The sequence below is a fragment of the Sphingomonas sp. LR59 genome (genome assembly GCF_036855945.1).
In the GTDB taxonomy this organism is placed as follows: Bacteria; Pseudomonadota; Alphaproteobacteria; order Sphingomonadales; family Sphingomonadaceae; genus Sphingomonas.
Genome location: NZ_JASPFL010000001.1, coordinates 3,187,623 through 3,208,829 on the forward strand (window position 1 = coordinate 3,187,623; position 21,207 = coordinate 3,208,829).

The 21,207-nt window shown below is 66.2% G+C and carries 19 protein-coding genes, 2 tRNA genes and 3 pseudogenes; 19 read left to right on the forward strand and 5 right to left on the reverse strand.

Translation table 11 applies throughout. The features are described 5' to 3' along the window. Nucleotide 1 precedes the first annotated feature (1 nt). The gene (gene cobS, locus QP164_RS14850; protein WP_055874633.1) at nucleotides 2-1,006 is read right to left on the reverse strand and encodes a cobaltochelatase subunit CobS; all 1,005 of its coding nucleotides are present in this window, start codon (nucleotides 1,004-1,006) and stop codon (nucleotides 2-4) included. Nucleotides 1,007-1,049: 43 nt separating this feature from the next. Next, nucleotides 1,050-1,739 (reverse strand): winged helix-turn-helix transcriptional regulator, encoded by a 690-nt coding sequence (locus tag QP164_RS14855; protein WP_333923640.1) that lies wholly within the window; start codon nucleotides 1,737-1,739, stop codon nucleotides 1,050-1,052. Nucleotides 1,740-1,814: 75 nt separating this feature from the next. Here QP164_RS14855 and QP164_RS14860 point away from each other — a divergent pair, with 75 nt between their 5' ends. Further along, the gene (locus tag QP164_RS14860; protein WP_333923641.1) at nucleotides 1,815-2,243 is read left to right on the forward strand and encodes a VOC family protein; all 429 of its coding nucleotides are present in this window, start codon (nucleotides 1,815-1,817) and stop codon (nucleotides 2,241-2,243) included. 37 nt (nucleotides 2,244-2,280) lie between these two features. On the opposite strand, the gene QP164_RS14865 is transcribed toward QP164_RS14860, so the two are convergent. Next, complete coding sequence (locus QP164_RS14865) at nucleotides 2,281-2,805, reverse strand: J domain-containing protein (RefSeq protein WP_333923642.1); 525 nt, start codon at nucleotides 2,803-2,805, stop codon at nucleotides 2,281-2,283. 122 nt (nucleotides 2,806-2,927) lie between these two features. On the opposite strand from QP164_RS14865, the gene QP164_RS14870 reads away from it, so the two are divergent. The 6 genes and pseudogenes from QP164_RS14870 (at nucleotide 2,928) to QP164_RS14895 (ending at nucleotide 7,378) form a co-directional block, all read left to right on the forward strand. Further along, a complete protein-coding gene (locus tag QP164_RS14870) occupies nucleotides 2,928-3,215 on the forward strand; it encodes a BolA family protein (RefSeq protein ID WP_333923643.1) in 288 nt (95 codons plus the stop codon). After that, the gene (locus tag QP164_RS14875; protein WP_333923644.1) at nucleotides 3,215-3,922 is read left to right on the forward strand and encodes a glutathione S-transferase; all 708 of its coding nucleotides are present in this window, start codon (nucleotides 3,215-3,217) and stop codon (nucleotides 3,920-3,922) included. The genes QP164_RS14870 and QP164_RS14875 overlap by 1 nt, the downstream gene beginning before the upstream one ends. 157 nt (nucleotides 3,923-4,079) lie before the next feature. After that, nucleotides 4,080-4,523 carry an NUDIX hydrolase gene (locus QP164_RS14880; RefSeq protein ID WP_333923645.1) on the forward strand — a complete coding sequence of 148 codons (444 nt, stop codon included), beginning with the start codon at nucleotides 4,080-4,082 and terminating at the stop codon, nucleotides 4,521-4,523. 5 nt (nucleotides 4,524-4,528) lie between these two features. After that, a pseudogene (locus QP164_RS14885) lies at nucleotides 4,529-5,429 on the forward strand (pirin family protein). Nucleotides 5,430-5,652: 223 nt separating this feature from the next. Continuing rightward, nucleotides 5,653-6,531: an alpha/beta fold hydrolase gene (locus tag QP164_RS14890; RefSeq protein ID WP_435368379.1), complete on the forward strand. Its 879-nt coding sequence runs from the start codon at nucleotides 5,653-5,655 to the stop codon at nucleotides 6,529-6,531. Nucleotides 6,532-6,898: 367 nt separating this feature from the next. After that, nucleotides 6,899-7,378: an RcnB family protein gene (locus tag QP164_RS14895; protein WP_333923647.1), complete on the forward strand. Its 480-nt coding sequence runs from the start codon at nucleotides 6,899-6,901 to the stop codon at nucleotides 7,376-7,378. 129 nt (nucleotides 7,379-7,507) lie between these two features. Here QP164_RS14895 and QP164_RS14900 read toward each other — a convergent pair whose 3' ends face one another. Then, nucleotides 7,508-8,608 carry a DUF2332 domain-containing protein gene (locus QP164_RS14900; RefSeq protein ID WP_435368383.1) on the reverse strand — a complete coding sequence of 367 codons (1,101 nt, stop codon included), beginning with the start codon at nucleotides 8,606-8,608 and terminating at the stop codon, nucleotides 7,508-7,510. Between the two features lie 70 nt (nucleotides 8,609-8,678). Between QP164_RS14900 and hisG the strand changes: the two genes are divergently transcribed. The 12 genes and pseudogenes from hisG to QP164_RS14960 all read left to right on the forward strand — a co-directional run bounded on the left by hisG (nucleotide 8,679) and on the right by QP164_RS14960 (nucleotide 20,662). After that, a complete protein-coding gene (gene hisG / locus QP164_RS14905; RefSeq protein ID WP_132735344.1) occupies nucleotides 8,679-9,332 on the forward strand; it encodes an ATP phosphoribosyltransferase in 654 nt (217 codons plus the stop codon). A gap of 123 nt (nucleotides 9,333-9,455) precedes the next feature. Further along, nucleotides 9,456-10,751, forward strand: a complete 1,296-nt coding sequence (gene hisD, locus QP164_RS14910; RefSeq protein ID WP_333923649.1) for a histidinol dehydrogenase — start codon at nucleotides 9,456-9,458, stop codon at nucleotides 10,749-10,751. Between the two features lie 211 nt (nucleotides 10,752-10,962). Next, the gene (nusB, locus tag QP164_RS14915) at nucleotides 10,963-11,418 is read left to right on the forward strand and encodes a transcription antitermination factor NusB (protein ID WP_056488135.1); all 456 of its coding nucleotides are present in this window, start codon (nucleotides 10,963-10,965) and stop codon (nucleotides 11,416-11,418) included. 190 nt (nucleotides 11,419-11,608) lie between these two features. Further along, nucleotides 11,609-12,501, forward strand: a pseudogene (gene thiL / locus QP164_RS14920) (thiamine-phosphate kinase). A 91-nt stretch (nucleotides 12,502-12,592) separates the two neighbouring features. Beyond that, nucleotides 12,593-14,746: a sodium-translocating pyrophosphatase gene (locus QP164_RS14925; RefSeq protein WP_333923650.1), complete on the forward strand. Its 2,154-nt coding sequence runs from the start codon at nucleotides 12,593-12,595 to the stop codon at nucleotides 14,744-14,746. A 370-nt stretch (nucleotides 14,747-15,116) separates the two neighbouring features. After that, on the forward strand, nucleotides 15,117-15,392 hold the full coding sequence (locus QP164_RS14930) for a hypothetical protein (RefSeq protein ID WP_333923651.1): 276 nt from the start codon (nucleotides 15,117-15,119) through the stop codon (nucleotides 15,390-15,392). Continuing rightward, nucleotides 15,392-18,256, forward strand: a complete 2,865-nt coding sequence (locus tag QP164_RS14935) for a class I SAM-dependent DNA methyltransferase (RefSeq protein ID WP_333923652.1) — start codon at nucleotides 15,392-15,394, stop codon at nucleotides 18,254-18,256. The genes QP164_RS14930 and QP164_RS14935 overlap by 1 nt, the downstream gene beginning before the upstream one ends. 319 nt (nucleotides 18,257-18,575) lie before the next feature. Continuing rightward, a complete protein-coding gene (gene infA, locus QP164_RS14940; RefSeq protein WP_031441079.1) occupies nucleotides 18,576-18,794 on the forward strand; it encodes a translation initiation factor IF-1 in 219 nt (72 codons plus the stop codon). Nucleotides 18,795-18,843: 49 nt separating this feature from the next. After that, nucleotides 18,844-19,410 carry a Maf family protein gene (locus tag QP164_RS14945; RefSeq protein WP_333923653.1) on the forward strand — a complete coding sequence of 189 codons (567 nt, stop codon included), beginning with the start codon at nucleotides 18,844-18,846 and terminating at the stop codon, nucleotides 19,408-19,410. After that, a pseudogene (locus QP164_RS14950) lies at nucleotides 19,403-20,363 on the forward strand (ribonuclease). The gene QP164_RS14945 and the pseudogene QP164_RS14950 overlap by 8 nt, the downstream one beginning before the upstream one ends. Continuing rightward, entirely contained in the window at nucleotides 20,360-20,533 is a 174-nt protein-coding gene (gene yacG, locus QP164_RS14955; protein ID WP_333923654.1) for a DNA gyrase inhibitor YacG, read from the forward strand. The pseudogene QP164_RS14950 and the gene yacG overlap by 4 nt, the downstream one beginning before the upstream one ends. Nucleotides 20,534-20,586: 53 nt before the next feature. Further along, nucleotides 20,587-20,662 (forward strand) — tRNA-Phe (locus tag QP164_RS14960). A gap of 418 nt (nucleotides 20,663-21,080) precedes the next feature. On the opposite strand, the gene QP164_RS14965 is transcribed toward QP164_RS14960, so the two are convergent. Beyond that, a tRNA-Gly gene (locus QP164_RS14965) sits at nucleotides 21,081-21,155 on the reverse strand. Nucleotides 21,156-21,207 lie beyond the last annotated feature (52 nt).

The window sequence follows — 21,207 nt, forward strand, 5'->3', positions numbered from 1 at the left end:
CTCAGGCCTTACCCACCACGCTCTCGGGCAGGTCCTTACCGAACACGCGCTGGTAATATTCGGCGACCAGCGGCCGCTCCGCTTCGTCGCACTTGTTGAGGAACGACAGGCGGAACGCAAAGCCGACGTCGCCAAAGATCAGCGCGTTCTGCGCCCAGGTGATCACCGTGCGCGGGCTCATCACGGTCGAGATGTCGCCGTTGACGAAGCCCTTGCGGGTCATGTCGGCGACGCGAACCATGTTCTCGACGACCTTCTTGCCGTCGGGCTTGTCGTATTCGCCGGACTTGGCGAGGACGATCTGCGCCTCGACCTTGGCCGGCAGATAGTTCAGCGTGACGACGATGTTCCAGCGGTCCATCTGGCCCTGGTTGATCTGCTGCGTGCCGTGATACAGCCCGCTCGTATCGCCGAGGCCGACCGTGTTGGCGGTCGCGAACAGGCGGAACCACGGGTTCGGACGGATCACGCGGTTCTGGTCGAGCAGCGTCAGCTTGCCCTCGGTCTCCAGCACGCGCTGGATCACGAACATCACGTCCGGGCGGCCGGCGTCATATTCGTCGAACACTAGCGCGGTCGGCGTCTGCAACGCCCAGGGCAGCAGCCCTTCGCGGAACTCGGTGATCTGCTGGCCGTCCTTCAGCACGATCGCGTCGCGGCCGATCAGGTCGATGCGGCTGATATGCGCGTCGAGGTTGATGCGGATGCACGGCCATTTCAGGCGCGCCGCGACCTGCTCGATATGCGTCGACTTGCCGGTGCCGTGATAGCCCTGGACCATCACGCGACGGTTATGCGCAAACCCCGCCAGCACGGCGAGCGTGGTGTCGGCATCGAACACGTACGCCGGATCGAGATCGGGCACGCGCTCGTCGGCTTCGGAAAACGCCGGCACTTCCATGTCGGAATCGATCCCGAACATCTCGCGCACCTTCACCATGCGGTCGGGTGCGTCGAGGATCGTGGTCTCGCGGCTATCGGGCTGGGTATTCGGGATATCGGTCATGTTGGCCTCGTGTTCCCGACCGCTCTAGGACAAGCGAGGGGCGTTACTCAACCGCGACCTTATCCGGTAGCGGAAAGAGTGTGACGAACCGCTCGGCGAGCGCACGGTTCCCGGTGATCTGCAATGTGCCCGCGGCTTCCGCATCGCGAAAGGGCCTTGCGCCATAGACGAGCGATGCGATCGTCATCGGATCGCCGTCGAACGTAACGTCCGCTGCCGACGGGTCGGCGCGCACGACATGGATCCAGTCGCCATCGACCCGGCCGACGAACCCCTCGCCGCCCAGCCGAAAACCGACGACCGCGGTCCAGCCATCGGCACGCTGCCGCGAGAACATCGTCCGGAACGACAGCATCAGCGAGGCCGCGCTGAGCGGTAGGGTGGGATCATGCGCAGGCGACCGCGCCGCCCATCGACCGAGTTCGCGGATCGAGGTCTCGCTCTCATACCCCCAGGGCGTCAGTTCGTAGACCTGCACGCTGGCCGGCGACGGGAGCGTGCGTCGGATCAGGATGCCGGCGCGCGCCAGTCCCGCCAGCCGCTGCGTCAGGACATTCGCACTTATGCCGCCGAGGTCAGCCTTCAGTTCGCCGAACCGGCGCGGACCGAACATCAGTTCGCGCACGACCAGCAGCGACCAGCGCTCGCCGACCAGTTCGAGCGCCATCGCCGTACCGCACGCATCATCATACCATCGCTTCGGTGAGATCTTGGTTACATTTTCTAACTTCATAGTTGTTTTAGATAACCATTGCGCGCATGCATTGCAAACACCGGTGCGAAACCGAGTCGAACTAGGAGAGCAGCCGTGAGCAAGGCCATATTCTTGAACCTGCCGGTCGCCGACGTCGCGGCCGCGACCGCATTCTACGCAGCGATCGGGTTCGAGCGGAACGCGATGTTCTCGAACGAGCAGGGATCGGCGATGGCATGGTCCGACACGATTTCCGTGATGCTACTCGATCGCGCCTTTTATTCGACCTTCACGTCCAAGCAGATCATCGACGCGAAGACGACCAGCGGCGTGCTGCTGGCCCTGTCGTTCGACAGCCAAGCCGAGGTCGATGCGATTACGGAAGCGGCCCTGGCGGCGGGCGGACGCGAATTGCACGACCCCGAGGACATGGGCTTCATGTACAGCCGCGCCTTCGAGGACCTCGACGGGCATGGCTGGGGACCGTTCTTCATGGATATAACCGCCGCGGCAGCGACGATGGGCGGATCCCAGTCGACCTGACCCGGGGGAACTGCGGCGTGACCCGAACGCCGACGCGTCAGGCGAACGCCGCTGCGCCCTTCAGGTGCTGGTAGGCCGCGATCACCTTTTGCAGGTCGGCCTCGTGCGCGCGGTCGCCGCCGTTGCGGTCGGGATGGAAGCGCCGCACGAGTTCGCTGTAGCGTTTGCGCAGTTGCGTGCGGTCGGTATCGGTCCCCAATCCGAGCACGCGCAACGAGCGCCGCTCGCCGTCGGATAGCACGCGACCGTCTTTCCGGGCTGCCGCCATCCGCTCGCCGAACCGCGCGCCGATCGCATCGATCGGGTCCGCGAAGTCCGCCCATTTCGGCGGGGTGTCGCCGCCGCCATGCGCGAACGCGCGCGTCTCACGCTCCCAGCCCGCCATCGGTCGCTGGGCGTGGTGGATCTCGTCCGCGGTCATCCCGTCGAAGAAATTATAGCCGGAGTTGAACGCGCGGACATGCTCCAGGCAGAACCAGCGGAACTGCGGCGGGCCGCCGTCGCTCGGGCCCTCCAGCGGGGGTGCACGGAATTCGCCAGGCTCCTCGCAGTCGCGCCACATGCAGACGCGACCCGTCCCTTCCACGCGGCCGTGAAACCGTGGGCTGGGGCGTTCCTTACGCTCTTTTCGATCGTCGTCCGCCACCGGCTCCCCGCGCTTCCAAAACGGGCTATATAGGGAGCATGACAGACCTCGCCACCGGCTCCGTACAGGACCAGATCACCGCCCGCCTCACCGCGACCCTCGCCCCGACGCACCTGACCGTCGTCAACGAGAGCGGGCTCCATGCCGGCCACATGGGCGACGACGGCACCGGCGAGACGCATTTTCGCGTCGAGGTGGAAACCCCGAAGTTCGAAAGCCTTAATCGCGTCGCGCGCCAACGCCTCGTGAACCAGGCGCTCGCCGAACTGTTGAGCACGAAGATCCACGCGCTTGCTATCAAGGCCCGCGCACCCGGGGAAATCTGATGGCGTACAAGCTCTGGTACTGGCCCTCCATCCAGGGGCGCGGCGAGTTCGTCCGGCTCGCACTTGAAGGCGCCGAGATCGCGTATGAGGATTGCGCGCGTGGCGTAGGCGAAGAGGGTTTGCTCGCCGATCTGAACGCCCGCACCGGACGGACGCCGTTCGCGCCGCCGTATCTGGAGCTCGACGGCCTGGTGATCGCGCAGGTCGCCAACATCCTGATGTATCTCGGCGAGCGCCACGGTCTCGCGCCGTCGACCATGGCGGACCGGCTGTGGCTCAACCAACTCCAACTGACGATCGCCGACCTCGTCGCGGAGGTCCACAACGTCCACCATCCGGTCGCGATGATGGACTATTACGACGACCAGAAGCCCGAAGCCGCGCGGGCGGCGAAACAGTTCCGCGAGGAACGGCTGCCGAAGTATCTCGGTCATTTGGAGGATGCGGCGCAGGCCAATCCGGGAGACTGGCTGATCGATCACAAGTGGAGCTATGCCGACACCTCGCTGTTCCAGGTGATCGAAGGGCTGCGGTACATGTTCCCGAAGCGGATGAAGACGCTCGAACCCGACCACCCGAACCTCGTCCGCATCCACGATCAGGTCGCGGGACTGCCGGGCATCAAGGCGTATCTGAAAAGCGACCGGCGCTTGGCGTTCAACACCGACGGCATCTTCCGCGCCTATCCGGAACTCGACGCGGTATGAGACTTGGCAGCGTTCTAACACTCAGCACCTCGCCAACCAACACCTCCCCGGCGAAGGCCGGGGTCCAGTTGAGGGTCAGGGGTAACGATGGGCAGCCCATCGCCATATCGACCTTTCCAACTGGACCCCGGCCTTCGCCGGGGTGGTGCACCGGGTTATGAGGACCCCACGCCCAGCAGCGCGCATCCTCCTTGTCGACGGCCAGGATCGCGTATTGATGTTCCGTTTCACACCCACCGACCGTCCGCCGCTCTGGTGCACGCCGGGCGGCGCAGTCGATCCGGGCGAGAGCTACGCCGCCGCCGCCCGCCGCGAACTGTGGGAAGAAGTCGGCCTCGACATCGACTGCGGCCCCGAGGTCGCGCAACGCACCATCGACTTCCTGACCTTCGAAGGCGTCGAGGTCACCGCCGACGAACGCTATTTCCGGATCGATGTCGACACCTGCGACGTGAAGGCGGGCAATCTCACCGAACAGGAGAAGCAACTGCTCGTCGGTCACCGCTGGTTTTCCCGAAACGACATCGCGGGCTTCCACGAAACGCTCTATCCCGCAGACCTGGTCGAACTTCTCGACGCCACGGAACCTGCCAAGGGATAACGCGCATGCTCGATGATTTCGTCCTCCAGACCATCCTGCCGTCGACGCACGATCTTGGCGGTTTCAAGGTCCATCGTACGCTGCCGAACAAGGAACGAACGATGGTCGGCCCGTTCCTGTTCTTCGACCAGATGGGCCCCGCGCATCTCGAGATCGGCCAGGGCATCGACGTGCGCCCGCATCCGCATATCAACCTGTCGACCGTCACATATTTGTTCGACGGCGCGATCGACCACCGCGATCTCGCTCGGCACGCAGGCGCGGATCGAGCCCGGCGCGGTCAATTTGATGACCGCGGGTCACGGCATCGTCCATTCAGAACGCTCGCCCGGCGACGAGCGTGCCGAAGGGCCGAACCTGTCGGGCATCCAGACCTGGCTGGCGATGCCCGAGGCGGTCGAGGAGATCGACCCCGCGTTCGAGCACGTCACCAAGGCGCAGCTGCCGACGATCGAGGCGCACGGCGCGCGCTCGCGGATCATCATGGGGAGCCTCTGGGGCCAGACCGCGCCGACGACGACCTATTCGGGCACGATCTACGCCGACATCGCGCTCGACCCGGGCGCGAGCGTGCCGATCGACGCAGCTGCCGAGGAGCGCGCGATCTACCTCGCAATGGGCGAGGCGACGCTGGAAGGCGTGAAGCTGGAGCCGCAAGTGCTGTACGTCCTGCGCCCCGGCATTTCCGCGACGCTGCGGTCCGCGCATGGCGGCCGCGCGATGCTGTGCGGCGGCGACGCGTTCACGACGCCGCGCCACGTCTGGTGGAACTTCGTCAGCTCGAACCGGGATCGCATCGAACAGGCGAAACGCGACTGGAATGCGGGCAACTTCCCGAAAGTGCCCGGCGACGACAAGGAATGGATCGAGATCCCGGCGATCCCGAAGACGGTTAGCTATCCCTGATCTCTCCCCTCCCGCAAGCGGGAGGGGGTAGGGGTGGGCACGCGCCATCGCGGAGCACTCCGTTTGAAACTAGCCGCGAGCCCACCCCCAACCCCTCCCGCGAGCGGGAGGGGAGTAGAAGGCGTATCTCCCCTCCCGCTTGCGGGAGGGGTCGGGGAGGGCATGATCCAGGCGCAGCGCGACGGGTAGGCCCTCCCTAACCCCTCCCGCAAGCGGGAGGGGAATGATGTCGAACCTGCAACGCATCGCGCTATCCACTGGCGTCGAACTCGACGTGGCGATCACCGGCGACCCGGCGAACCCGCCCGTTATCCTCCTCCACGGCTTCCCAGAATCCCACCGCACCTGGCGCGCCATCGCTCCGGACCTCGCCCGCGACCACTACGTCGTCGCCCCCGATCAACGCGGCTTCGCGCGCTCCTCCAAACCCGACGGCATCGACAACTACACCCCCGACAAGATCGTCGCAGACCTGATCGCGCTCGCCGATCACCTCGACATCGACCGTTTCACGCTGGTCGGCCACGACTGGGGCGGCGCGGTCGCCTGGATGGCCGCGCTGCGCCACCCCGAGCGCATCGCGAAGCTGGTGATCATCAACGCGCCGCACCCGCTCGTCTTCCAACGGACGATGTTCGACGACCTCGAACAGCGCGCCGCCAGCCAGTATATCCGCGCCTTCCGCAACCCCGATCTCGAAAAGCACATCGAGTCGATTGGCCTAGAAACCTTCTTCGACACGAGTTTCTCGAAACACGCCGATCTTGCCGCGATGGCGGAGGACAAGGCCGCCTATCTCGACGAATGGGGCCAGCCCGGCGCGATCACCGCGATGCTCAACTGGTACCGCGCGAGCGCGATCGTCGTCCCCGCGATGGACGAAACGCCGCCGCGCCCCGCGTTTCTCGACGCGCCGTTTTCGCCGACCAGAATGCCGGTGCTGGTGATCTGGGGTATGCAGGACAGAGCGTTGCTCCCAAGCCAGCTCGACCTCGCCGGCTATGTCCCCGACCTGACGATCGAGAAGATCGATGCGGGCCATTTCGTACCTTGGCAGAAACCCGACGCGGTGATCGCCGCAATGCGCCGCTGGGGAATCTAAGCGCCCTCTCGATCCTCCCCCGCCAGGGGAGGTGGCGCCGAAGGTGACGGAGGGGGAGGACACGAAACAGGGGTACAGCCCCACCCCCACCCGTCATCCCGGCAAAAGCTGGGATCTCATGGTGGCGGGTGCTGCGACCCGAATGGGGAGATCCCAGCTTTCGTTGGGATGACGGATGGGGCGGGGACGGGACTGGCAGAGCATTTACGCGGGCGTCGAACGGCGTGAGCTATGTCGTGAAGTGAACAGCGCACGAACCTTCGCCACCTGTCTAAATCCTGACGACCACATTCGGCGATCGTTCAGCGGCACGGGAGCAAAACCCCCGCCATGCCGTTGGTTCGGCACCGAACACAGGAGAGCAGTCATGCGTAAGATGATCCTCGCGGCCGTCGCCGCCGCCACCCTCGTCCCCACCTTCGCCACCGCACAAAGCTACGGCGAAGTCCGCCGCGACCAGCGTGAAATCCGCGAAAGCCAGCGCGATCTCCAGCGGGCACGCCGCTACGGTGACCGCGGCGACGTCCGCGAAGCCCGCCAGGAATTGCGCGAAGACCGCCGCGAAGCGCGTGAGGACTGGCGCGACTATCGCCGCACGCACGGCAACGTCTATCGCCGCCCCGCCTATGTCGGCCCGCGCGGCTATCGCTATCGCCCGGTGACCGTCGGCTACCGTTTCGCGCCAAACTATTACGGTCGCCAGTATTGGATCAACGACTACCAGACGTACCGCCTGCCCCGTCCGGGCTACGGCTATCAGCGCTGGGTCCGCTACGGCCGCGACGTCGTCCTGGTCGACACCCGCTCGGGTCGCGTCGTGCAGGTCAACAACGGCTTCTTCTACTGAGCTTGGCAGGCCCGGGGAAAATCCCGGGCCTTCCGGTTCCCCCGCGCAGGCGGGGGCCCAGGATCACAAACGCTATCGCGCGTTACCTTGGGCTCCCGCTTCCGCGGGAGAACAGCGAAATAAGTCAGCTCAGTCCTTCTCGTACGCCCCGCGCCGCATGACGTACTCCCGCGTCTCATACGGCGCCGAGAGCCCTTCGACCCAAGCGCCATGCGCATGCGTCAGCGCGACCAGTTCCATCGCCCGCTCGCCGGGCCAACCGCGGACACGAACTTCGTGGCGGTGCAGGTCGCGGTTAGGCTCCATCATGACCCAGCCGAGCGGCCGCTCCGCCGTAGCCCTAGCGCCCGCCATCTCCATCGCGACCCGGATCCGTTCGCGGGATGTCGGCGGCAGATACTGCCACACCACCGAATGCATCAGCACGCGCGTGACGCCCTCGGGTTGCGGCAAGGCCAATTGCGCCTCGACCCAGTCCGCCGCATCGCCTTCGACCAGATCGACGCCGCCCTCGCGCACCATGGCGATCGCCGTAGCGAGCCGCGTTTGCCGCTCGACCGCATCGACCCAGACATACGCCTCGAGCCGCGCCGCCGCGACGGGATCGGCGACGTCGACCGGCTGGATATCGACGCCGCGCGTCGGCTCGATCTCGACCGGAGCGCTCGGCGGCGGCGCGCCCCGCCACTCTGGGCGGATCATCACAGGCGATGCCGATGGCCCGACCGTCACGCCGCCGAGATCGAACCGATAGCGATCGATCAGCAGGTTGAGCCCCGCGCTCGATCCGATCTCCAGCACCTCGAACCGCGGCCCGTACCGCTCGGCAAGGTTCAATATGCCGGTCATCATCCCCGCGGACCGCGCAGCCTCGTTGGTCTGCGGCGGCCCATCGAGCCACGGAAGCAACGCCGCATCGTGCGCGACGAGCGTGGCTTTCAAAATGGCCGTGACGCGCGCCGGGTCGGTCTCCGCGCCGGAAAACACGGTCGAGAGCGCGGGATCGACGCCCGACCGATGCAGCGCATGCAACCCGCCGACCAACCGCAACGCCAGCGCATCCGCGACCGGCTCGCCCGCCCAGTCGAGCACCCGCCGCCCCGTCTCGCTGTCCCGATCGAGCGACTCCGCCAGCGCGCTGCAAACCCGCGCCGTGATCGGCGCATCCATCGCGGCGCAATAGCCCGCCTGAATTCCGAACGCGGAGCAACTTGCCATTACATTTGCCATACGCACGTTGTTGCACCCGCCATGCCCCCCGTAAAGCCCGGCACGTGCCAGATTCTACCCACCCTCCCAGATCATCATCGCGGTCCCCAAGGGACGCATCCTCGCCGAGGCCCTGCCGTTGCTCGCGCGCGCCGGGGTGCATCCTGAGGCGTCGTTCTCCGACGAGAACTCACGCGCGTTGCGGTTCGCGACCAACGATCCGGCGATCTCGCTGATCCGGGTGCGCGCGTTCGACGTCGCCACCTTCGTCGCGCACGGTGCAGCGCAACTGGGGATCGTCGGGTCGGACGTGATCGCGGAGTTCGGCTATTCCGAGCTCTACGCGCCGGTCGATCTGGGTATCGGGCATTGCCGGCTGTCGGTCGCCGAACCTGCCGAGATGGCCGCACAGGACGACCCGCGCGGCTGGAGCCATGTCCGTGTCGCGACCAAATATCCGCATGTGACGGCCGCGCATTTCGCCAGCCGTGGCGTGCAGGCGGAGTGCGTGAAGCTCAACGGCGCGATGGAACTGGCGCCGACCTTGGGATTGGCGCCGCGGATCGTCGATCTCGTGTCTTCGGGGCGGACGTTGCTGGAGAACGGACTGGTGGAGGTCGAGACGATCATGGAGGTAACGAGCCGCCTGGTGGTTAACCGTGCCGCGATGAAGACGCGCAGCCGGGTGGTGCCGCTGGTCGAGGCATTCCGCCGTGCGGTCGAAGCGCAGGAGATCGCGGCATGAGCGCTAACCTTCTGCTCCCCTCCCGCTTGCGGGAGGGGTCGGGGAGGGCACGCCCGCCCCGATCGCACCGTGCGAGGCTATGTCATTCCTTCCCCTGACCCCTCCCGCAAGCGAGAGGGGAATGTGATCCGCCTCTCCACATCCGACTCGGACTTCGCGACGCGCTTCACCGCGCTGGTCGAGGACCGCCGTGAATCCGACGCTGGCGTCACGCAGGACGTCGCCGCGATCATCGCGTCGGTCCGCCGCGATGGCGAAACCGCGGTCCGCGATCTTACGCAGAAGCACGACCGCCACGATCTGGAAGCCACTGGCTGGCAGATCGACCCCGCCCACTGCAAGGCCGCGTTCGACGCACTCGATCCGGACCTCCGCGCCGCGCTCGAACTCGCCGCAACTCGCATCCGCGCGTATCACGAGAAACAGCGCCCGCTCGACAGCGACTCGGTTGACTCCGCCGGCGTCCGGCTCGGCGCGCGCTGGTTACCGGTAGATGCAGCCGGCATCTACGTCCCCGGCGGCCGTGCCGCCTATCCCTCGTCGCTGCTGATGAACGCGATCCCCGCTAAGGTCGCGGGGGTAGGGCGCCTGACGATGGTCACGCCGACCCCAGATGGCCAGATCAACCCACTCGTTCTCGCTGCCGCGCATCTCGCCGGCGTCGATGAAGTGTGGCGCGTCGGTGGCGCTCAGGCGGTTGCGGCGCTTGCATACGGCGCGGGCCGGATCGAGCCGGTCGACGTGATCACCGGCCCCGGCAACGCCTGGGTCGCCGAAGCCAAGCGCCAGGTCTACGGCGTCGTCGGCATCGACATGGTCGCTGGCCCGAGCGAAATCGTCGTCGTCGCCGATGCGCTCAACGACCCCGAATGGACCGCCGCCGACCTGCTCAGCCAGGCCGAGCACGACGTGACCACGCAGTCGATCCTGTTCACCGACGATACGGCCTTCGCCGACAAGGTGGCGGATGCCGTCGACCGCCAGTTGCGCGATCTCGCCACCGAAGCGGTCGCGCGCGTCGCGTGGGACACCAACGGTGCGGTCATCGTCGTCGACACACTGGCCGACGCGATCCCGCTGGTCGACCGACTCGCCGCCGAACATCTCCAGCTGGCAATCCCCGACCCGCAAGGATTCTTCGACGGCATCCGCCATGCCGGCTCGGTGTTCCTCGGCCGCTACACGCCAGAGGCGATCGGCGATTACGTCGCCGGCCCCAACCACGTCCTCCCCACGGGTCGCCGGGCGCGGTTTGCCAGCGGACTGTCGGTGCTCGACTTCATGAAACGCACCAGCTTCCTGGCGTTGGACGAAGCGGCCTTGCGCGAACTCGGCCCCGCCACCGTCGCGCTGGCCAACGCCGAGGGTTTGCCGGCACACGCAAAATCAGTGGCTTTGCGGTTGCGGCTCAACAGTTAGATTGTTCGCGCAGAGGCGCAGAGAGCGCGGAGGTGTTGCGCGCGGCGTAGCCGCTACGATCTCCTCATTGAACCGTGATGGGAGGGCCGCTCCGCGGCGAGCGATACACCTCCGCGCTCTCTGCGCCTCTGCGCGAACCATTCTTCCTCACCAACGCGCGCGAAACGCAAAGGGCTGACACACAGCCCCCCGCGCCTACAGGCAACCGCTTATGACTCGAACCGCCCCCCGCACCAAGGCGCGTGCCGCCGCTCGCCTCGCCGCCGTCCAGGCGACCTACCAGCACGAGATGGAGGGCACCGCGATGCCCGTCCTGCTCAACGAATTCCACCAGCACCGGCTCGGCGCGACGATCGAAGACGTCGAATATGCCGAGGCCGATGTCGATTTCTTCGACGACCTGGTGACCGGTGCGAACGCACGCGCCGGCGAGATCGACGTGCTGATCGAGGGTAAGCTCGCCAAGGGCTGGACGCTCGCGCGGCTCGACAAGCCGATGAAGGCGATCATCCGCGTCGGGACGTATGAACTGCTTGCGCGCAAGGATGTACCGGTGGCCGCGGTAATCAGCGAATATGTCGACGTCGCGCATGCGTTCTACGACAAGCGGGAGTCGGGGTTCGTGAACGGGTTGCTCGACGGGATCGCGAAAGAGGTGCGTGCCTAAATCCTCCCTGGCACGGGGAGGGGGACCATGCGCGGCATGGTGGAGGGGGCTTCCGCAAGCGTACCGGTGGTTGAGCGTTACGGACCTTCTTTCGCGGCCGGAAGACACCCCGCTGGCGTAACGCTCGCGGCACGCCCCTCCACCCTCCGCTTTGCGGACGGTTCCCCTCCCCGTTCCGGGGAGGATTTGTGTGACCGAAGCTGAACTCATTGCTGCCTTACGCCGGCTCCCACTGCATCCTGCCGCGCGAGGCCTCAACGACGACACCGCGCTGCTCGATGCGGGCCCGCTCGTCGTTACTACCGACACGCTGGTCGAAGGCGTCCACTTCCTCCCAACCGACCCCGTGCAGGACGTCGCGTGGAAGCTGGTCGCGACCAACCTCTCCGACCTCGCCGCGAAGGGGGCCAAGCCCGAAGGTATCCTCCTCAACTACTCGCTCGGTGACGACGCGTGGGACCGCGCTTTCCTCGGGGGGCTCGCCGACGTCCTGACGACCTTCGACACGCGGATCATCGGTGGCGACACCGTCACGCTCCCCACGAACGCCCCGCGCGTCCTGACAGTCACCGCATTCGGCAGCGACGCCGCCGCCCCTGCCCGCAACGGCGCGCTAGGAGGCGACGCACTTTACGTCACCGGCACGATTGGCGACGCGGGTGCGGGGCTCGCGATCGCGCTCGGCGCGGATGGCCCTGCCGAGCTTCTCGCCGCGTACCGCCGCCCGCAGCCGCGACTCACCGACGGCCGCATCGTCGCGCCGCACGTCCACGCGATGATGGACGTGTCCGACGGTCTGCTTATCGACGCATCCCGCATGGCGCTCGCCAGCAACCTCGCCGTCAGTATCGACCTCGCGCGCATTCCGCTTTCCGACGCCTATCGCGCGTTCTCCGGCGACCGCCTCGCCGCGGCCACAACGGGAGACGACTACCAACTCCTTTTGCTGCACCGCAAGATTTCGTCACCGACGCCGCTCGGATCGGCACGTTCTCGACCGGCTCGGGGCTTACCCTCCACGACTCCGGTAAACCTGTCCCGCTACCGCCAAGTCTAGGCTACGAGCACAGCCCCCTAGGATAACTTGCGCAATGCCCGTGCACTGATAGGTTCCTTAGATCGGGACTCGGCAAAGTCGGGACCGGAGAGGACCTGACAAGAGGGATAGCGCCGTATGACGACCATCTATTTGGCCATGATCTGCGGCGTCATCGCCGTCCTATATGGTTTCGTCACCAGTCGACAGGTGCTCGCAGCCTCCCCCGGCAACGCAAAGATGCAGGACATCGCCGCCGCCATCCAGGAGGGTGCGAAGGCCTATCTTGGGCGGCAATACACCACGATCGCGATCGTTGGAATCATCGTCGCGGCGATTCTCCTCTTCACGCTCGGCATGATCTCGACGATCGGCTTCGTCATCGGCGCGGTGCTGTCGGGCGTCGCCGGCTATGTCGGCATGAACATCTCGGTCCGCGCCAACGTGCGCACCGCCGAGGCCGCGCGCACGTCGTTGCAGGCCGGGCTGACGCTGGCGTTCCGGTCGGGCGCGGTGACCGGCATGCTCGTGGCAGGCCTCGGCTTGCTCGCGATCAGCGCGTTCTTCTGGTACCTCACCGGTCCGGCAGGTCACGCGCCCAACGACCGGATCATCGTCGAGGCACTGACCGCGCTCGCGTTCGGCGCATCGCTGATCTCGATCTTCGCGCGGCTCGGCGGCGGCATCTTCACCAAGGCGGCGGACGTCGGCGCGGATCTGGTCGGCAAGGTCGAGGCGGGCATCCCGGAGGACGACCCCCGTAACCCGGCCGTGATCGCAGACAACGTCGGCGACAACGTCGGCGACTGCGCGGGCATGGCCGCCGATCTGTTCGAGACCTACGTCGTCACGCTCGGCGTCACGATGATCTCGATCGCGCTGCTGATCCAGGCGAGTGGCGCCGAGCTGATGCGGCTGATGACTCTGCCGTTGCTCGTCGGCGGCGTGTGCATCGTCACCTCAATCATCGGCACCTACATGGTGCGGCTCGGTGGCGGCAGCATCATGGGCGCGCTCTACAAGGGCTTCTTCACCTCGACGATCCTGTCGATCCCGGCGATCTACCTCGCCACCCAGTATGTGCTCGGCGACCTCCACCGCGTGATCGGCGGCGCGGGGTTCCTCGATCCCGCGAGCGACGATCTCACCACGCAGGCCGCACCGTCGCTGACGCAGAGCTTCACCGGCATGGATCTGTTCTGGTCAATGATGATCGGGCTCGTCGTCACCGGGCTGATCGTGTGGATCACCGAGTACTACACCGGCACCAACCACCGCCCGGTCCAGTCGATCGCCAAGGCGTCCGAAACCGGCCACGGCACCAACGTCATCCAGGGCCTCGCGATCAGTCTCGAATCCACCGCGCTGCCGACGCTGGTCATCGTCGTCGCGGTGATCGTCGCGTATCAGCTCGCCGGAATCATCGGCATCGCGTTTGCGGCAACGGCGATGCTTGCGCAGGCCGGCATGGTCGTCGCGCTCGACGCGTATGGCCCCGTCACCGACAACGCAGGCGGCATTGCCGAGATGGCGGGGCTGCCCGATGATGTTCGCCAGCGCACCGACGCGCTAGACGCGGTCGGCAATACTACCAAGGCAGTGACCAAGGGCTATGCGATCGGCTCGGCCGGGCTTGCCGCACTGGTGCTGTTCGGAGCCTACACGACCGATCTTGCGACGTACTTCCCCGACGTCACGGTCGATTTCAGCTTATCCAACCCGTACGTTATCGTCGGCCTGCTGCTCGGCGCGCTGCTTCCGTATCTGTTCGGCGCGTTCGGGATGACCGCGGTCGGTCGCGCGGCCGGTGCGGTCGTCGAGGAAGTCCGCGAGCAGTTCCGCAACAACCCCGGCATCATGCTCGGCACCAGCCGCCCCGACTACGCACGGACGGTTGATCTCGTCACCAAGGCGGCGATCCGCGAGATGATCGTGCCCTCGCTGCTGCCCGTCCTCTCACCGCTCGCAGTGTATTTCATCATTACCGCGGTCGCGGGCCAGGCCGCCGGTTTTGCCTCGCTTGGCGCGATGCTGCTGGGCGTGATCGTCTCGGGGCTGTTCGTCGCGATCTCGATGACGAGCGGTGGCGGCGCATGGGACAACGCCAAGAAATACATCGAAGACGGCCATCACGGCGGCAAGGGCTCCGAGGCGCACAAGGCGGCGATCACCGGTGATACGGTCGGCGACCCCTACAAGGACACTGCCGGCCCCGCAGTGAACCCGATGATCAAGATCACCAACATCGTCGCGCTGCTGCTGCTCGCGGCGCTGGCTGGCGGCGGAGGCTGAGGCGGAAGCCGCAGCAAGCGCGACCGGCCGGCGGGGGCCCGACGCCCCCGACCGGCGGCGCGGCTTTGCCGCGTCGCCCTTCGTACTATTACCGCCGACCGCGCTAATCGGTGGCGAAGCCAGCTGATCCGTTTCGGAGCAGTCGCCTACGGAACATTCGCGGATTGGCTCAGGATCGCACCCACCTCCGGATGACGACCGACTGATTGCACTTAGTCTGCGACCGGATGAACACCCCGGTCGCAGCCTCTTCCAACGTCCTTTCTTCGACGGACATAGACGCGTTCATCGCGCGCTGGAGAGCCAACGAAGGCGGGGCCGAGCGCGCCAACTTCCCCTTTTCCTCACCGAACTCTGCCGGCTGATCGGCGTGCCGGTGCCCGATCCCGCCGACGCGACGCACGATCGCAACGACTATGTGTTCGAGCGCGCCGTGCGACTGGAGGATCTGGGCGGTTTCCAGCGCAACGGCCGAATCGACCTGTATCGCCGCGGCTGCTTCGTCCTCGAAGCCAAGCAGAGCCGCGAACGCGGTGGACTCAAGGAAGTCGCCAGCCCCGAACAGGCCTTGCTTCCGGGGCTGCCGCCCCCGACGATGCCGACCGTCGCGGCCGGCGCAGTGCGCATCGCAGCTGGGACGTGCTGATGCGCAACGCCCGCGAGCAGGCCGAACAATATGCTCGCGCCCTCCCGACCGATCACGGCTGGCCGCCATTCATCCTGGTCTGCGACGTCGGCCACGCGATCGAATTGTTCGCGGACTTCTCGGGCCAGGGCAAGGCGTACCGGCAATTCCCCGACCGCGCCGGCTTTCGCCTGTATCTCGACGATTTGCGCGATCCGGCGATCCGCGATCGCCTGCGGAAAATTTGGCTCGATCCGCACGCGCTCGACCCTGCCCGCCACGCCGCGATCGTCACCCGAGACATCGCCCGGCGCCTGGCCGAAGTGAGCAAACGGCTGGAGGATCGTGGCCATGCGCCCGAGCCGGTCGCGCATTTCCTGATGCGCTGCCTGTTCACGATGTTCGCGCAGCGCGCCGACCTGCTCGATCGCGGCAGTTTCACGCAGATGCTGATCGACGCGCGCGACGATCCGTCGAGCTTCGCGCCGATGCTGGAGGATCTGTGGAGCGCGATGAATACCGGCGGGTATTCGCTGGCAATGCGGCGCACGGTGCGGCGCTTCAACGGCGGGCTGTTTGCCGAACGCAGCGCGATCCCGCTGCAACGCGAGGAGATCGGCGAACTGCTCGAAGCGTCGCGTCACGACTGGACCGAAGTCGAGCCCGCGATCTTCGGCACGCTGCTCGAACAGGCGCTCGATCCGGTCGAACGGCGGCGGCTCGGTGCGCACTACACACCGCGCGCCTATGTCGAGCGGCTGGTGATCGCGACGATCATCGAGCCGCTGCAGCGCGAATGGGAGACGCAGGTGCTCGGCACGGTCGAGCGCGAGCGGTTGTCGCGTCCCGCCGTGGCGATCCGGGCAGTGCATGATTTCCACGAACGTCTCGTCGCGACGACGGTGCTCGACCCCGCCTGTGGTACCGGCAACTTCCTCTACGTCGCGCTCGAACTGATGAAGCGGCTGGAGGGCGACGTGCTCGAAGTGCTCGCCGATCTCGGTGGCCAGGAAGCGCTCGCGCTGGAGACCGCCACCGTTCATCCGCGCCACTTCCTCGGGATCGAGCTGAACCCGCGCGCGGCGGCGATCGCCGAGCTCGTGCTGTGGCTAGGCTATCTCCAGTGGCAATTGCGCAATCGCCGGACGATCGCCGACCCGGTGCTGGAGAAGCTCGACAATATCGCGACGATGGACGCCGTCCTCGCGCATGACCGTGTCGCCGAAGACGGCACGCTGACCAATCCGCGCCGCCCCGATTGGCCGGATGCGGAGTATATCGTCGGCAATCCGCCCTTTATCGGCAAGGGTGCGGCGATGCGCAGCGCGTTTGGCGAACGCTATCTGACGGCGCTGTGGACGGCGCATCCGCAGATCAACCGATCGGCCGATTTCGTGATGTATTGGTGGGATCGCGCCGCCGAACGCCTGACCGAGACCGGTACGCGGCTAAAGCGGTTCGGCTTCGTCACGACGAACTCGATCACGCAGGAATTCAGCCGGCGCGTCATCACGAAACGGCTCGCAGCCCAAGTGCCGATCGGTATCGTGCTCGCGATCCCCGACCACCCTTGGACCAAGGCGACCACCGACGCCGCGGCAGTGCGGATCGCGATGACCGTGGTCGAACGCGGCGTGCCGGTCGGTCAGCGTCTCCAGATCGTCGCGGAACACGGGCTCGATACCGACGCCCCGATGCTCGGCTTCGCGGCCACGAGCGGCAGGATCAACGCAGACCTTTCGATCGGTGCAAACGCGGCAGCGGCGTTCGCGCTCGTCGCCAATGACGGGCTGTCGTGCAACGGCATGATGCTGGCAGCCCGCGGGTTCGTCCTGACGGCGGCAGAAGCGCACCATCTGCTCGCGATCTCGCCCCCTGCGGCGACCGGAATAATCAAGCCCTATGTCGGCGGCGCGGATCTTGTTCGTCATCTCAGTAACCGATGGATCATCGATGCCTATGGTCATGACGAGACCGCTCTGCGCACGATATTCCCGGCCATTTACCAGCATCTGCTGATGACCGTGAAACCGGTGCGCGATACCAATCGGCGCACAGCCTTCAAGGATCGGTGGTGGATCTTCGGCGAACCGCGCCGCACGTTCCGTCCCGCGCTGCACGACCTGTCGCGCTACATCGGCACGACCGAGACGGCCAAGCACCGCATCCTGCAATTTCTGCCTGCGACGACGACGCCCGACCACATGGTCGTCTGCTTTGCGCTGGACGACGGGTTCTCGCTGGGCGTGCTCTCGTCGCGCGCGCATCTGCAATGGACCTATGCCAATTGCGGGCTGATCGGCGTCGCGCGGTTCGAGCAGGGGCATCGCTACACCAAGTCGCGGATTGCCGATCCGTTTCCGTTTCCCGATGCGACGCCCGATCAACGCGCGGTGATCGGCGATCTTGCGGAGGAACTCGATACCGCGCGCAAGGACGTGCTCGACACGCAGCCCGACCTGACGATGACCGGACTCTACAATTTGCTCGCACGACTTCGCTCCGGAGTCGCGTTCGATCCCGTTGCACAGGATCAGCGCCAACGCGGTCGCATCGATATCCTCGCGCAACTCCACGACCGCATCGATACGGCCGTCGCCACTGCGTACGGCTGGCCCGCCGACCTTAGCGACACCGACATCGTCGCGCGCCTGGTCGCGCTCAACGCCGAGCGTCACGCCGAAGAAAAGGCGGGCCGCGTTCGCTGGCTACGCCCCGACTACCAGATCGCGCGCGCCGGGCTTACCGCGCTGCCACTACCCCGCGCGCGGAGCAGATCGAGGCGGACCTACCCGCCGCGCCACTTCGCAAACCGCAGTTCCCGCGCGATGCGATCGGCCAGACTGCAGCCGTCCTCGCCGATCTGCGCGGTGGCGCCGGGCTGACCAGCGACGAGATCGCACGCCGGTATGCGCAAGGCCAGAAGGTTCGCCCGCGGATCGCCGCTACGCTCGCCGCGCTGGCCCGGCTTGGCCATGTCGCTGTCGATGGCGATCGCCACACGCTTCGCCGCGCCGCTTGAGAACTCGGGGTTATCGTCCTGCCCATTGCCGAATCGTCATTTTCCCCCATATTGACGTGGCAGGCATAAGGCGGCGTCCGCGAGTAATATCGCGAGCGTCGTGCGTTGCGCGTCCAGCTTTCCTTTTTGCGAACCTGCGGTAAGGGCGCTCGTCCCGAAATTCCCCAATTCAGAGATTATATTTGGCCAAGGAAGAACTGCTCGAGATGCGCGGCCGCGTGGTGGAACTCCTCCCCAACGCGATGTTCCGGGTTCAGCTCGAAAACGACCACGAGATTCTCGGTCACACCGCCGGCAAGATGCGCAAGAACCGCATCCGCGTGCTGGTCGGCGATGAGGTGCTGTGCGAACTCACGCCGTACGATCTGACCAAGGGTCGCATCACCTACCGCTTCAAATAAGCGCCGCGCGCCGTTCGCGCGGTCGCGTAGCCCAAGCATCGAGGCACCTGTGCTGGTTCTAGCCTCCTCCTCGCCCCGCCGCCGCGATCTGCTCGCGCGGCTCGGCGTCGTACCGTCGCGCGTGGCCTCTCCCGATATCGACGAAACGCCGCGTAAGGCCGAGCCGCCACGTGCCTATGCGCTCCGCCTCGCGGTGGAAAAAGCCAGTGCGGTCGCGCGCGCCGAGGGCGAGATCGTGCTCGCTGGCGACACGACGATCGCGATCGGCAGCCGCATCCTGCCGCCTGCCGACACGCTGGAGATCCAGCGCGACCTGCTCGGCAAGCTGTCGGGCCGGCGTCATCACTGCCTCTCCGCGGTCTGCGTGATCGACGCGACCGGCAAGGTGCGCACGCGCATCGCCGACACGATCGTCGCGTTCAAGCCGCTGTCGCCTGCCGAAATCGACGACTATCTCGCGTGCGGCGAAGGGCTGGGCAAGGCCGGCGGCTACGCGATCCAGGGCCGTGCCGAGGCATTCGTGCGCTTCCTGTCGGGTAGCCATTCGGGTGTCGTCGGTCTGCCGCTGTTCGAAACGCGTGCGTTGCTGAAAACGGCTGGCGTCGCGCTTGCCTGAAACCGGGCCTGAATGGCTCTACGAAGCCGGCATCGGCGAAGCGCGCGCTGCGCTGGTGGACGATGATCAGATTCTCGAAGCCGCGATCGAGTTGGACGACAGCACCGCGCTGAAGGTCGGCCTCGTCGCCCGCGCGCGTTTGGTCGAATTGCTTCCGGGTCGTCGTGGTCGCGTCACGCTCGATGGCGGCGAGGCGCTGATCAACTATCTCCCCCGGCATCACACAGGGCGCGAGCTTGACCGTCGAGATCGTCCGCGAGGCGCTCCCCGAGGCCGGCCGCGCGAAGCTCGCCAAGGCGGTTCCGAGCGACCTGCCTCCCTGCCCCGCGCCGACGCTGTACGAGCGCCTCATGGCGACCGGTCTGCCCGTTCACAGCCCCCGGGCGCACGAACCTGATGCGCTTGAGGCGGCAGGCTGGTCCGAGCTGCTCGACGAGGCCATGAGTGGCGAGATCGTCTTCCCGCTCGGTGCGCTGCGGCTTTCGCCGACGCCAGCGATGACGCTGTTCGACGTCGACGGCGCGGCACCGCTAGATACGCTCGCGGTCACCGCCGCACATGTCGTGGCGCGCGCGATTCGCCGACACGGTATCGGCGGCTCGATCGGCATCGATTTCCCGACCCTCGCCGGCAAGGCGCAACGCAGCGCCGTTGCCGCCGCGATCGACGAATCACTGCCGCAACCGTTCGAGCGCACAGCGATGAACGGCTTCGGCTTCCTCCAGATCGTCCGCCCCCGCCCGCGCGCGTCGATCCCCGAGATCCTCCGCGCCGATCCGGTCGGCGCCGCGGCCCGCGCGGCGATCCGCACGCTCGAACGCACACCGCCCACCGCCTCACGCCGCCACACCTTGCCCGCAGCAGTCCACACGCGTTTGATGACGCGCCCCGACTGGCTCGCGGAACTTGCGCGCCGCACCGGCGTCGTTCACGAACTGGAGAGCGCCCGATGACAACCGTCAAATGCCCGATCTGCGACCAGCCCGCAGTCCTCGACTACAAGCCGTTCTGTTCGAGCCGCCACCGCGACCGTGACCTGTTGCAGTGGCTCGGCGAAGGGTATCACATTCCCGGCCGCGCAATCTCGCAAACGGGGCTGGACAGCGCCGAAGACCCCGACTAAACGCGCCCTTCCGATCGCAAGGTCGGATGCTTCTCCGGTCCCAGACCGGACGTGCCCGGATAGCTCAGTTGGTAGAGCATGCGACTGAAAATCGCAGTGTCGGCGGTTCGACCCCGTCTCCGGGCACCATTTTCCCTTATCGGTCGAGACGTCCAACATCCTTGCCGGGCAAAGCCTGAACTCAAGGCTGATGCGCGGCAGCGAGATATGAGTCCGGCGTGGGGTTCATTGAAACGGGTGGTCTCGCAACGCTCTGTAATCATGACGTCCGACGAGCTTTTTCAGCGGCTCGATCAAGAGGCCCTGACACTATCGGCGGGAGAAGCTGATAGTTTTCGACGTTCAGCAGCCCAGAGTCATGCCTCCCCTGGCATGCGTTACCGAACTCGAGACTGGCGAGGCTGTGCAACGCTCACGATGTCGTTACCCAAGCGGCAATGCGCTAGGTTCGGGCTTGCAAGCCAATAACCCTCGATTACCAAAAGCTATATGAGGATACCCTCGGCCCCGGCGGCCAGCCTCTAAGTGTGTATTCACTGTAGAAAACTGGAGCGGGCGAAGGGATTCGAACCCTCGACCCCAACCTTGGCAAGGTTGTGCTCTACCCCTGAGCTACGCCCGCTCTGGCGCCTATGTCTCCGGTCTGAAGCGACACGGTGACTGGGTGAGGCGCG

Coding starts and splice junctions, on each gene's coding strand:
- QP164_RS14855 (WP_333923640.1), bottom strand. CDS start 1,739: ATGAAGTTAGAAAATGTAACCAAGATCTCACCGAAGCGATGGTATGAT.
- yacG (WP_333923654.1), top strand. CDS start 20,360: ATGACAACCGTCAAATGCCCGATCTGCGACCAGCCCGCAGTCCTCGAC.
- QP164_RS14865 (WP_333923642.1), bottom strand. CDS start 2,805: ATGTGGCGCGACTGCGAGGAGCCTGGCGAATTCCGTGCACCCCCGCTG.
- QP164_RS14880 (WP_333923645.1), top strand. CDS start 4,080: ATGAGGACCCCACGCCCAGCAGCGCGCATCCTCCTTGTCGACGGCCAG.
- QP164_RS14870 (WP_333923643.1), top strand. CDS start 2,928: ATGACAGACCTCGCCACCGGCTCCGTACAGGACCAGATCACCGCCCGC.
- QP164_RS14890 (WP_435368379.1), top strand. CDS start 5,653: ATGATGTCGAACCTGCAACGCATCGCGCTATCCACTGGCGTCGAACTC.
- QP164_RS14925 (WP_333923650.1), top strand. CDS start 12,593: ATGACGACCATCTATTTGGCCATGATCTGCGGCGTCATCGCCGTCCTA.
- QP164_RS14900 (WP_435368383.1), bottom strand. CDS start 8,608: ATGGCAAATGTAATGGCAAGTTGCTCCGCGTTCGGAATTCAGGCGGGC.
- QP164_RS14875 (WP_333923644.1), top strand. CDS start 3,215: ATGGCGTACAAGCTCTGGTACTGGCCCTCCATCCAGGGGCGCGGCGAG.
- cobS (WP_055874633.1), bottom strand. CDS start 1,006: ATGACCGATATCCCGAATACCCAGCCCGATAGCCGCGAGACCACGATC.
- QP164_RS14935 (WP_333923652.1), top strand. CDS start 15,392: ATGCGCAACGCCCGCGAGCAGGCCGAACAATATGCTCGCGCCCTCCCG.
- nusB (WP_056488135.1), top strand. CDS start 10,963: ATGACTCGAACCGCCCCCCGCACCAAGGCGCGTGCCGCCGCTCGCCTC.
- QP164_RS14895 (WP_333923647.1), top strand. CDS start 6,899: ATGCGTAAGATGATCCTCGCGGCCGTCGCCGCCGCCACCCTCGTCCCC.